The organism is Thalassospira sp. MBR-102 (assembly GCF_040549275.1).
Taxonomy (GTDB): domain Bacteria; phylum Pseudomonadota; class Alphaproteobacteria; order Rhodospirillales; family Thalassospiraceae; genus Thalassospira; species Thalassospira xiamenensis.
Window position 1 is genome coordinate 17320 of sequence record NZ_JBEPTC010000005.1, and the last position, 11427, is coordinate 28746.

Genomic DNA, 11427 nt, shown 5'->3' on the forward strand with positions numbered 1-11427 from the left:
GTTAAACCAGACCAACGGCATTGATCAGAAGGTCAATGACCTTGATGCCGACAAAGGGAACGATCAGGCCACCAAGGCCATAGATCAGAAGATTTCGACGCAGCAGAGCCGCCGCACTGCCAGGCGTAAACCGTACCCCGCGCAGAGCCAGCGGGATCAGGGCGATAATGATCAGGGCATTAAAGATCACCGCCGAAAGAATCGCGCTTTGCGGGCTGGCAAGCCCCATGATGTTCAGCGCACCAAGCTGCGGATAGGCCGCAATGAAAAGCGCGGGCAGGATCGCGAAATATTTGGCAACGTCGTTGGCAATCGAAAATGTTGTCAACGCGCCCCGGCTGATCAGCAACTGTTTGCCGACCTGGACAATCTCGATCAGCTTGGTCGGATCGCTATCAAGGTCGACAAGGTTGCCCGCCTCGCGTGCAGCCTGGGTGCCATCATTCATCGCAACCCCGACATCGGCCTGTGCCAAGGCCGGCGCATCGTTCGATCCGTCACCGCACATCGCCACCAGACGCCCGCCTTCCTGTTCCTGACGGATCAGTTCCAGTTTCTTTTCTGGCGTTGCCTCGGCCAGAAAATCATCCACCCCGGCCTCGGCAGCGATTGCCGCAGCGGTTAACGGGTTGTCCCCCGTAATCATGACGGTCCGGATGCCCATGGCACGCAGTTCGGCAAACCGTTCACGAATGCCCGGCTTGATGATGTCTTTCAGATGAATGACACCCATGATCTTGTGGTTTTTCGCGACCACAAGCGGCGTACCACCTGATTTGGCGATGCCATCAACGATCCGGCCAAGTTCGGCAACCTGCGGGCCCGCTTCGGCATATGCCCGCATCGCATCCCCGGCACCTTTACGATATTCATCCTCACCGATATCCGCACCGGACATACGGGTTTCGGCACTAAAGGCAATCGCCTTGGACAGTTTCGCTTTATCACCCCGGAAATCAAACAGCTTGCCTGCCAGTTCGACAATCGATTTGCCCTCTGGTGTGTCATCGGCAAGCGATGCGATTGCCGCGGCTTCCGCGACTTCGCGATCTGTGACACCTTTGAGCGGCACAAATTCGTCGGCCATACGGTTGCCAAAGGTAATGGTTCCGGTTTTATCAAGCAGCAGCGTATCGACATCCCCCGATGCCTCAACTGCACGCCCGGACTTGGCGATGACATTGGCCTTGACCAGGCGGTCCATACCGGCAATCCCGATGGCAGACAGCAAACCGCCGATTGTTGTCGGGATCAAGGTCACCAGAAGCGCAATCAGAAACGCCATCGGGATCGACGTCCCCGAGAACAGCGCGAACGGCTCAAGCGTGACGACGACGATCAGGAAGATGATCGACATGCCGACCAGCAGGATATTAAGCGCGATCTCGTTTGGTGTTTTCTGACGCTGCGCGCCCTCAACCATCGCAATCATACGGTCAAGGAAGCTTTCGCCCGGTTTGGCGGTAACACGGACTTTAAGCCAGTCCGACACAATCCGCGTCCCGCCGGTTACCGCCGACCGATCCCCGCCGCTTTCGCGGATGACCGGGGCCGATTCACCGGTAATCGCAGATTCATCGACCGAAGCAATTCCTTCGACGATCTCGCCATCGACCGGGATGACATCGCCCGCCTCGACCAGTACAAAGTCACCGGGCGAGAGACGGCTGCTTGCGACCATTTCAACGGCGGTCTTTTCCCCGTTGCGGAGCTTTTTTGCCTGGGTTTCCTTATTGGTTGACCGCAGACTATCGGCCCGTGCCTTGCCACGACCTTCGGCGACCGCCTCGGCAAAATTGGCAAACAGGACGGTAAACCACAGCCAGACGGTAATCTGGATCAGGGCCGACAGGTCCGGACCGCCCGTCATGCCTGTATGAATGCTGATGACAGTTGCCATCAGCGCACCGGCCTCAACCATGAACATCACCGGATTGCGGATCATGATCCGCGGATCAAGCTTGCGAAACGCCTCAATACTGGCAGTCCGGACAAGCGCCCCGTCCAGCAGACGGGAATTTTCTGTTTTCTTCATTTTCTGGACTCCTCCGGTCAGTAGGCAATTCCGGCCAGCATTGCGAAATGCTCCGCAATCGGGCCGAGTGCCAGTGCCGGGAAGAAAGTGAGGCCGCCGACAATCAGAATGACGGCAATCAGAAGGGTAACGAAAAGCGGACCATGGGTCGGGAATGTGCCGCCCGAAACCGGAACGACATTCTTCGTCCCGAGCGACCCGGCAATCGCCAGGATCGGAATGATGAAGCCATAACGCCCCAGCAGCATCGCAATGCCCTGCAAGGTAGTATGGAACGGCATTCCGGCCCCGAACCCGGCAAAGGCCGAGCCGTTATTGCCCGTCGCCGAGCTATAGGCATAAAGGATTTCCGAAAGCCCGTGCGGTCCGGCATCCTGAACTGCCGTCATAGCGACCGGAACGGTCGCCGACAGGGCCCCGAATACCAGAATGCCGATCGGCATGGTCAGGATGGCCAGAACAGCCAGCTTGATTTCACGGGCTTCGATCTTCTTGCCCAGATATTCCGGCGTCCGCCCGACCATAAGTCCGGCAATGAAAACCGTCAGAACAACAAACAGCAGCATGCCGTAGAAACCGGCACCGACACCGCCATAGACGATTTCACCAAGCTGCATGTTCAGCATCGTGACCATGCCGCCAAGCGGTGTCAGACTGTCATGCATGGCATTGACCGATCCGTTCGACGCGGCCGTCGTTGCCGTTGCCCACAGGGTGGAATTCAGGATACCGAAACGGGTTTCCTTGCCTTCCATATTGCCCGGATCGGCAATAATCGTGCTGGAATTTGTCAGCAACGCATTGCCTGCCTTTTCCGCACTATAGGTCGCGGCAAATCCACCGACAAACAGCACGGCCATCACCGCGAAAATCGCAATGCCCTGACGCTTGTCATGAACCATCTTGCCAAACAGGAAGCAGAATGCCGCCGGGATCAGCAATAGATAAACCATCTGAAGCAGATTGCTCAGAGGTGTCGGGTTTTCGTAAGGATGCGACGAATTGACGTTAAAGAAACCGCCGCCATTGGTACCGAGCTGCTTGATCGCGATCTGCGATGCCGCCGGTCCCTGTGCCAGAACCTGCTTTGTGCCTTCAAGCGTTGTTGCATCGACATAGGAATTCAGGTTCTGCGGAACACCCTGCGACATCAGGAAAATCGCCGCAACAATCGAAAGCGGCAGTAGAACATAAAGAACCCCGCGCGTCATATCGACATGGAAATTGCCAAGATCACGGATCTTGCGACCGGCAAACCCGCGGATCACAGCAACACCAACCGCCATGCCCGTCGACGCACTGACAAAGTTCTGCATGGTCAGGCCGACCATCTGGCTGAAATAGGACAGTGAGGTTTCACCGCCATAGGCCTGCCAATTGGTATTGGTAACAAAACTGACCGCCGTGTTGAACGCCAGATCGGACGACATCGGCGCCAGCCCGGCCGGATTCCACGGCAAAAGATGCTGCAAACGCAGAATGGCAAACAGCAAAACCCATCCGGCAGCATTAAAGGCCAGAAGGGTCACGGCATATCGCGACCAATGTTGCGATGCCTGCGCATCGATACCGCAAATGCGATAAATGACTTTCTCAACCGGCTTGAAAACGGGGGACAGCAAAACCGCCTGCCCGCTGTAAACCCGGTACATATACCCGCCCAGCAACGGGGCGCACGCCAGCAGGATCGCGCAATAAAGCGCGAACTGGCCGAGATCGGTTGTCATCGGGAACTCCGTCCTAGAATTTTTCAGCCCGGATCAGGGCGTAAAAAAGATAGACAATCAGCGCGGCCGATACCGCGCCGCCAAGGATGTAACTGACCATGGAACCTCCTAGATCCGCGCGCAGCCGCGTACCGCAAGCCCGCACATGGCAAAGGCCCCCAATGCCAGAACGGCATAGATCAGATCGAACATGGGATACTCCTGTAGTGTTCGCATCAACCACTACAGGCTAGGAGGGAGAGCCGTAAAAATGCGATGGCAGAAATGTGTCCTGAACCGATGTCAGGCATAAAAAATGCGTAAAACCCCGATAAAAGCGCGCGGCGATGCCTTCTGAACGGCTGTGATTGGCGTTCACGCCAGAGGCCATAACCCCGAATCATGACAAGCGGGCTTAGCGAGCTTGCAAGCTACAACTCAAGTAATGAGAAATAAATTTCTGAGGTTATATGATAGAAGGTCTCACATTTCCCGAACTGCTCTCTTCAATTAATTGCAACTCCGTCATTAATTTGATTGCGGGAATATAATAGCACCCACTATCTAACCTTTAGGCAGGTTGACGCCGGAAGCCAACACCATATTGATTTGAATCAGTGTCTCGCGGTGCCTGATTGAATACTATCAATTGGGAAATAACACCAAACCCCGAAGATACATAGAGCACCAAAGGTCAGGAGTTCCTCCGACCATGCACCGGGATGACAAACAGCCAGCCATAAAAGAAGAACTGCACGGCATTGTGCTCGCCGTTCGCGGTGCGGTTGTTGACGTCGTTTTCACAGGGTCGGGTCTGCCACCAATCAATTCTTCGCTGATTGTGGCATGGGATCAACCGACACCTTTAACCCTGGAAGTTCATAGTCACCTTGATCTGGAAACGCTGCGTGCTGTCGCATTCCAGTCGACGGCGGGATTGTCCCGCGGCGTAAAGGTTTATGCAACTGGTACCCCTGTGACAGTGCCTGTCGGCAACAACATTCTGGGTCGCCTGATTGATGTCGTCGGTGAACCGAAGGATAGCGGGCCAGCTTTGGCAAAGGACACGCCACGTCGCCCGATCCACGCCCTTCCGCCATTGTTGAAAGCACAAACAAAAAACACTGAAATTTTCGAAACCGGGATCAAGGTTATTGATCTTCTCACACCAATGGCACAAGGCGGAAAAGCCGCAATGTTTGGCGGTGCTGGGGTCGGGAAAACGGTTCTGGTCATGGAACTTATTCATGCCATGGTCCAGAAATACGAGGGCATATCTGTTTTTGCCGGGATCGGTGAACGTTCGCGTGAAGGTCATGAACTTCTGACCGAAATGCAGGCATCCGGCGTTCTGGAACGAACCGTTCTTGTGTATGGCCAGATGAATGAACCACCCGGCGCACGTTGGCGCACCCCGCTTACCGCCCTGACCATTTCGGAATATTTTCGCGATCAGAAGCACCAGAATGTGCTGTTGTTGATGGACAATGTCTTTCGCTTTGTCCAGGCAGGAGCAGAGGTATCAAGCCTTTTGGGACGTCTACCATCGCGCGTTGGCTATCAGCCGACACTGGCAACCGAAGTTGCCGGACTTCAGGAACGCATCGCATCGGTTGCCGGAGCGGCAGTTACCGCTATTCAAGCGGTCTATGTGCCCGCCGATGATTTTACAGACCCCGCCGTAACAACAATTTCAAGCCATATGGATTGTGTCGTTGTGCTATCGCGCGCGCAAGCTGCCGAAGGTTTCTATCCCGCGATTGATCCTCTTGCCTCTTCCTCGATGTTGCTGGACCCGCTGGTCGTTGGCAAAGATCATTATGAAACTGCCGAAGCAGTCCGCCAGGCACTGGCAAGGTTCCGGGAACTGACCGACATTATCTCTCTGCTCGGCATCGAGGAACTGGGAATTGCGGACAGAAAGACCGTTAACCGGGCACGTCGGCTACAGCGCTTCCTAAGCCAACCCTTCATGGTTACACAGGCTTTTACAGGCACGCCGGGCTCAAGCGTTGCCCTTTCCGATACATTGGCAGGATGCCGGGCAATCTTGGACGGGGAAACAGACGATTGGTCTGAAAGTTCGCTTTATATGGTCGGAACACTCCAAGAAGCCCGCGCGAAAGAAGAAAAAGCAACCGCCGCCGATGCCAGTGATCGCGAGGCCAGATCATGACGATGAGGTTGACGATCATCACACCGCTTTCAATCGTCGTTGATGAAGAAATCGATAGCCTTCATGCCGAAGATGAAAGTGGCAGTTTTGGTATCCTGCCCGGGCATGTGCCGTTTCTGACGGCATTGGCAATTTCCATTGTCAGTTGGCGCGTCGAAGGTCAGGACCGGTTTTGCGCCGTGCGTAATGGCGTCATGACCGTAAGTGAACGTACAAGAATCAACATTGCGACCCGTGAAGCTGTCACCGGAGACGATCTGGCAACTCTCGATCAGGAAGTTTTACAAAGATTTCATTCCGAAGCCGACGAAGAACGCGTCGAGCATGTTGAAACGATGCGTCTTCAGATGCATGCCATTCGACAGATCATCAGCCGCCTGCGTCCTGGCATGCATAAGGAAACATTCCGGTGAGCAAAGCACCCGATAGATTTCCGCAGCCACCGGAAGAAGACCCGCTTGTTCGGGAAGTAAGGCGGCGACGCGAACGGCATAATCGCTGGTTACGCGAAGGCGATATGTCAGTCGGTCGACGATTGGCCCAAATCGGGATGCTGGGCTGGATCATTATTGTACCGACATTGGGTGGACTTTTTTTGGGACACTGGATCGACAAACAGTTTGGTACGGGCATTTTCTGGACAGGACCATTGCTGTTCGTCGGCTTGGCAATTGGGGGCTGGACTGCATGGAAATGGATGAACACACAATGATTAATTCCGATGTATCGCCAATGCTTCTGTTGTTGCCTATCTGTTTCTCAGGTGGGTTTGCCATGGGTATTGTTTATTTCCGCACCATCCGCATAACGGCTGACATGATTGTATCGGGCCAAAGACCGATGCTTGTCATTGCTTTGGCGATTGGCAGGTTGGCTCTTCTGGTTTGTGGATTTGCGCTTGCTCTCCAGGCTGGCGGATTCGGAATTCTGGTAACCTTGGCAGGCGTTATCGGCGGGCGCGAAATGATCATCCGAATAAAATGGGGAGCCCGGCCGTGAAGTCGCCTCTTGAAACGCTTCCTCTTTTTTATGTCGGCCCAATACCCGTTACGGCGGCCGTGGTCACCACATGGGTAATCATGATCATCCTGGTGGTTGGTTCCATGCTTCTGACACGGCGACTTGCGTTAATTGCAACCAAACGCCAGGCCGCACTGGAACTTCTGGTCGACACCATAGATAACCAAATTCGCGAAACAAGCGGTGCAGAGCCGGCCCCCTATCGCAGTTTTATCGGATCGCTGTTCCTGTTCATCCTGATCGCAAACTGGTCATCACTTGTGCCGGGAATTGAACCACCGACAGCACGACTTGAGACAGACGCGGCATTAGCGATGCTGGTTTTCCTGTCTGTTATCTGGTTTGGTATCAAAGGTGCCGGGGTTGGCGGGTATCTGCGATCTTTCGCAGCACCAAATCCGGTAATGATCCCGCTGAACATGGTCCAAAGTGTAACGCGGGCTTTTTCCATGTTCGTACGTCTGTTTGGCAATGTGATGAGCGGAGTATTCGTCATCGGGATTGTTGCAACCCTGGCAGGTTTCATCGTTCCGATCCCACTCATCGCACTCGATCTGCTAACCGGACTGGTGCAGGCCTATATTTTTGCTGTGCTGGCGATGGTCTTCATCACGTCGGCCGTCCGAGACGGCACACGTCACCCCACAGAAAAGACGATCCCTCTTCCTCCCGAACAAAAGGACATGTGATGGATTACCTTAACCTCGCCAGTATCGTAAGTGCGGCATTTGCCGTTTCATTCGGGGCAATCGGCCCGGCACTGGCCGAAGGTCGCGCAGTTGCCGCCGCAATGGATGCGATTGCCCGTCAGCCAGAAGCCGCAAACACCATTTCACGAACCCTTTTCGTTGGCCTTGCAATGATAGAAACAACCGCAATCTATTGCCTCGTGATCGCGCTTTTGTTGCTGTTCGCCAATCCGTTGCTGGGATGATCCAATGACAATTGACTGGTGGACCCTTGGCTTGCAGGCGGTCAATGTCCTGATCCTGATGTGGTTATTGTCTCGTGTATTCTGGCGGCCGGTTGCCAATGCAATCGCAAAGCGCAAAGAAGCATCACAGGCAATGCTTGATGCCGCAAAGGCAGCTCAGTCCAAAGCGGATGCAATACGTGCCGAATTGACAGAAGAACGCAAAAGCATCGCTGCGGAACGCGAAGCCATCTTGCTTGCCGCAAGACAAGATGCAGATAATGCAACCAAGGCCGCACTTCTCGAAGCGCACGAAAAAACGGAAAAAATCGTCGCAACAGCACAAATTTCAATCGCCCGCGCGACAGATGCCGCACAGAAGAAAACGGTCACACAGGCGGCTGAACTTGCCACAGAAATTGCATCAAAACTGCTGGAAACTCTTAATACGGCAATCGTTCAGGAAGCATTTTTCCAATTGCTTCTCGATAGTATCGCAAACTTGCCAGAGGCGGAGCGCACAGCATTGGCGCAGAACGCAGACGGCCTTGATCTGGTCAGCGCATATGCGCTTGAGGATGCCGATCGGACCAAATTCAGCAACGCCATCCACAAGGCCCTTGGCGGTACGCCTGATATTACATTCATGACGGATCCAGAACTGATTGCCGGAATGGAAATCCGAACCGCGCATTTCATTTTGCATAACAGCTGGCAATCCGATCTTGCCGAGATTCTGAAGGAGCTAAAAAATGCTGCCTGATGATCCCGATTGGCGCATTGCGGCGCGGCATGCGATTGAAAATGTCCCCTTGGGGCCCCGAACGGAACACAAAGGAAGAGTCGAAGAAATTAGCGATGGTGTCGCGATGATCTCCGGCCTGCGCGATGTTCGCCTTGACGAGGTGCTGCGTTTCCAGGGCGGGCAGATTGGCTTTGCCCGGGTTCTTGATCCGGATCTTATCGGTTGCGTCTTGCTTGATGCCGCAACCGAAATCGAAGCGGGAGACGCGGTATTTGGTACAGGTGAAATCATCCAGGTTCCTGTCGGCGATGCCTTGCTTGGTCGCATTGTCGATCCTCTTGGCCGCCCGCTTGATGAAAAGGATGAGCTCTCCACCACCGAAAGGATGCCTATCGAACGCCCTGCTCCATCAATCATAGAACGTGATCTTGTTACCGAACCGGTACAGACCGGGATGCTGGTGGTAGATACATTATTTGCGCTTGGCCGGGGGCAGCGCGAATTGATCGTTGGCGATCATTCGACCGGCAAAACAACATTGGCAATCGATGCCATGATTGCCCAACACGCAAGCGATATGATTTGCATATATGTCGCCGTAGGGCAGAAAACATCCAGCGTGCGCCGCGCCATTGATGCGCTGCAATCCGAAGGCGCATTTGAACGCTGTATCGTTCTCGTTGCCGGATCGGCGAGCGCCCCCGGATTGCAGTGGATTGCCCCCTATGCTGGCATGACCATGGCGGAATACTTTCGCGATCAGGGAAAACATGCCCTTGTTGTGATCGACGATTTATCAAAGCATGCAGCAACACATCGTGAAATAGCCCTTCTGACCCGCCAGTCTCCAGGTCGCGAAGCCTATCCTGGGGATGTTTTTTATATTCATGCGCGCCTTCTTGAACGTGCGGCAAAACTATCAAAGGATCTTGGCGGCGGTTCGCTGACAGCACTCCCGATCGCGGAAACAGATGCTGGCAATCTATCGGCCTTTATTCCGACCAATCTGATTTCGATTACCGATGGCCAGATCATGCTTGATTCCGCCCTGTTCCATCAGGGCCAGAAACCTGCTGTTGATGTCGGGCTCAGTGTCAGCCGGGTTGGCGGCAAGACCCAGGCACCAATATTACGGGAAGCAGCGGGCTCATTGCGGCTTGATTATGCGCAATTTCTGGAACTGGAAGTTTTTACACGTTTTGGAGGAATGCCCGAAGGGCGTGTACGCCAACAATTAACGCGTGGTGCCAGGATACGCGAAGCTCTGAAACAGTCACAACACTCACCATTCCGGCTTGTCGACGAGGTTGCACTGCTAATCGCCGTGCAATCCGGGTTGCTTGATCCCTTGCCTGTTTCGGCCGTCACAGCATTCCGCGAACGGCTGCCCGCCATATTGGACAGTGACGCAGCAGAAAGCGTGCGTGTCATCTCCGAAACAGACAATCTGGACGAAGCTGCCCGCGCCATGCTGATCGCAGCAATGACCGGCCTTGCGTCTTCGTTATCCGCCATCAAAAATGACACGTCACATGATATTGTGAGCCACAATCCTGAGAGAACCGGTGAAAAAGCATGACCGAACGTTTGGCAGATGTCAGTGAGCGGATTGAAGGCATTCGTCAGCTTGGCGCTGTTGTCAATGCCATGAAAGGCATCGCAGCAGCACGTTCCAGAGACGCAAGGAAGCATATCAAAGCCGTCGACGGTTATGCATCCACGATCGCAAATGCCATGCGAAGCACCCTATCCCCGGAGGAACACCGACCGACAACAAAGATACCTGCCAACACTGGTAAGGGGCTTCTTGTTTTCTGCGCCGAGCAGGGGTTTGCCGGTGCCTTCAGTGAACATGTTCTCGAGAAAATTGCTGAAGACCTTAAAAAAGCAACCCTGTTTTTGATTGGAACGCGCGGGTTATCCATCGCAAGGACACGCGGGATTTATCCTTTCTGGAGCACGGCAATGCCCTCCCACACACCGGGCATTCCGAAAATGGCGGACAATATCACCAAGGCCATCTATGGCAGCGTCGAAGTCGGCAAGATTGACAGCCTTGATGTCATCTATTCTACATGGCATTCAGGAAGACCCGAAATCGTCCGGCACAGTCTGTTTCCAATTGATCTGACCGAGTTCGCATCTCATGCCTCGCGGCCACCGATGATGCAGCTCCCGAAAGCAGCCTTGCTCGATAGCCTGAGCGCTGATTACTTTCATGCTCTGGTTTGCAAGTCTTGCCTGCACGCATTTGCGGCCGAAAACGAAGCGCGACTGGAAGCAATGTCGGCTGCAGCAAGCCAAATCGAACGCGAACTTGATCTGTTTCAAGCTAGATTGCGCCAAGTCCGTCAAGAAGAAATCACAGCCGAAATCATTGAATTGGGAACGGGTACTGCATCTGCGCACCACAAGAAATGAATAAGGAACACGCATGCCGGACCGCGACCAAATCGTCGCTTGCATATTTGGACAAAAATGAGCAACAAATTCCCTCAACATCTAAAGAGGGTAAGGGAATTTATTTGGCGTAAATTTCGCCTATTAAATGTTCGATTTGTCTCAAATTATTTTTTGACCACGTTAGTAATTTCGGCTTCAAATGTCAGGTGCCGCAAAAGATGACATCTAATTTCTAATGAATCCAGATACTTAGAATTTCTGACTGCCATATAAGTTGTCATCGATTGTCACAAAAGATGACAAAAATCTGCAGAATTGACAGAAAAGCTGGCAATTTTCATTTTTCAGCGAAATACCAAGATCAATCCCCTCTCATCAAATCTTTTGAAGAGAGGGGAAAGCACATATCAAAATTGATCTGGTATAATC

General features: G+C 53.6%; 12 protein-coding genes. 9 read left to right on the forward strand and 3 right to left on the reverse strand.

The window, feature by feature from the left end; genetic code table 11:
- Window position 1: 1 nt before the first annotated feature.
- The 3 genes from kdpB to kdpF are packed head-to-tail and all read right to left on the reverse strand — an operon-like array spanning window position 2 to window position 3862.
- Complete coding sequence (kdpB, locus tag ABIE64_RS10605; protein ID WP_354377402.1) at window positions 2-2035, reverse strand: potassium-transporting ATPase subunit KdpB; 2034 nt, start codon at window positions 2033-2035, stop codon at window positions 2-4.
- A 17-nt stretch (window positions 2036-2052) separates the two neighbouring features.
- Window positions 2053-3762 (reverse strand): potassium-transporting ATPase subunit KdpA, encoded by a 1710-nt coding sequence (gene kdpA / locus ABIE64_RS10610; RefSeq protein WP_354377403.1) that lies wholly within the window; start codon window positions 3760-3762, stop codon window positions 2053-2055.
- A gap of 13 nt (window positions 3763-3775) precedes the next feature.
- A complete protein-coding gene (kdpF, locus tag ABIE64_RS10615) occupies window positions 3776-3862 on the reverse strand; it encodes a K(+)-transporting ATPase subunit F (protein ID WP_354377525.1) in 87 nt (28 codons plus the stop codon).
- Between the two features lie 591 nt (window positions 3863-4453).
- Between kdpF and atpD the strand changes: the two genes are divergently transcribed.
- From atpD to ABIE64_RS10660, 9 genes are read left to right on the forward strand one after another with little or no spacing between them, the layout of a single operon-like run.
- Entirely contained in the window at window positions 4454-5917 is a 1464-nt protein-coding gene (gene atpD, locus ABIE64_RS10620) for a F0F1 ATP synthase subunit beta (protein WP_354377404.1), read from the forward strand.
- A complete protein-coding gene (locus ABIE64_RS10625; protein WP_354377405.1) occupies window positions 5914-6330 on the forward strand; it encodes a F0F1 ATP synthase subunit epsilon in 417 nt (138 codons plus the stop codon). The genes atpD and ABIE64_RS10625 overlap by 4 nt, the downstream gene beginning before the upstream one ends.
- On the forward strand, window positions 6327-6629 hold the full coding sequence (locus ABIE64_RS10630; RefSeq protein WP_354377406.1) for an AtpZ/AtpI family protein: 303 nt from the start codon (window positions 6327-6329) through the stop codon (window positions 6627-6629). The genes ABIE64_RS10625 and ABIE64_RS10630 overlap by 4 nt, the downstream gene beginning before the upstream one ends.
- A 20-nt stretch (window positions 6630-6649) precedes the next feature.
- The gene (locus ABIE64_RS10635; protein WP_354377526.1) at window positions 6650-6916 is read left to right on the forward strand and encodes an N-ATPase subunit AtpR; all 267 of its coding nucleotides are present in this window, start codon (window positions 6650-6652) and stop codon (window positions 6914-6916) included.
- Complete coding sequence (locus ABIE64_RS10640) at window positions 6913-7626, forward strand: F0F1 ATP synthase subunit A (protein WP_230729453.1); 714 nt, start codon at window positions 6913-6915, stop codon at window positions 7624-7626. Before ABIE64_RS10635 ends, ABIE64_RS10640 begins: the two co-directional genes overlap by 4 nt.
- On the forward strand, window positions 7626-7871 hold the full coding sequence (locus ABIE64_RS10645) for a F0F1 ATP synthase subunit C (protein ID WP_037987400.1): 246 nt from the start codon (window positions 7626-7628) through the stop codon (window positions 7869-7871). The genes ABIE64_RS10640 and ABIE64_RS10645 overlap by 1 nt, the downstream gene beginning before the upstream one ends.
- Before the next feature lie 4 nt (window positions 7872-7875).
- Window positions 7876-8613 (forward strand): F0F1 ATP synthase subunit delta, encoded by a 738-nt coding sequence (locus ABIE64_RS10650; protein ID WP_063094970.1) that lies wholly within the window; start codon window positions 7876-7878, stop codon window positions 8611-8613.
- Entirely contained in the window at window positions 8603-10174 is a 1572-nt protein-coding gene (locus tag ABIE64_RS10655) for a F0F1 ATP synthase subunit alpha (RefSeq protein ID WP_063094968.1), read from the forward strand. Before ABIE64_RS10650 ends, ABIE64_RS10655 begins: the two co-directional genes overlap by 11 nt.
- Entirely contained in the window at window positions 10171-11016 is an 846-nt protein-coding gene (locus ABIE64_RS10660; protein WP_037987397.1) for a F0F1 ATP synthase subunit gamma, read from the forward strand. The genes ABIE64_RS10655 and ABIE64_RS10660 overlap by 4 nt, the downstream gene beginning before the upstream one ends.
- The last annotated feature ends 411 nt before the right edge of the window (window positions 11017-11427 follow it).

Coding starts and splice junctions, on each gene's coding strand:
- ABIE64_RS10635 (WP_354377526.1), top strand. CDS start 6,650: ATGCTTCTGTTGTTGCCTATCTGTTTCTCAGGTGGGTTTGCCATGGGT.
- kdpB (WP_354377402.1), bottom strand. CDS start 2,035: ATGAAGAAAACAGAAAATTCCCGTCTGCTGGACGGGGCGCTTGTCCGG.
- ABIE64_RS10655 (WP_063094968.1), top strand. CDS start 8,603: ATGCTGCCTGATGATCCCGATTGGCGCATTGCGGCGCGGCATGCGATT.
- ABIE64_RS10660 (WP_037987397.1), top strand. CDS start 10,171: ATGACCGAACGTTTGGCAGATGTCAGTGAGCGGATTGAAGGCATTCGT.
- ABIE64_RS10625 (WP_354377405.1), top strand. CDS start 5,914: ATGACGATGAGGTTGACGATCATCACACCGCTTTCAATCGTCGTTGAT.
- kdpA (WP_354377403.1), bottom strand. CDS start 3,762: ATGACAACCGATCTCGGCCAGTTCGCGCTTTATTGCGCGATCCTGCTG.
- ABIE64_RS10645 (WP_037987400.1), top strand. CDS start 7,626: ATGGATTACCTTAACCTCGCCAGTATCGTAAGTGCGGCATTTGCCGTT.
- atpD (WP_354377404.1), top strand. CDS start 4,454: ATGCACCGGGATGACAAACAGCCAGCCATAAAAGAAGAACTGCACGGC.
- kdpF (WP_354377525.1), bottom strand. CDS start 3,862: ATGGTCAGTTACATCCTTGGCGGCGCGGTATCGGCCGCGCTGATTGTC.
- ABIE64_RS10650 (WP_063094970.1), top strand. CDS start 7,876: ATGACAATTGACTGGTGGACCCTTGGCTTGCAGGCGGTCAATGTCCTG.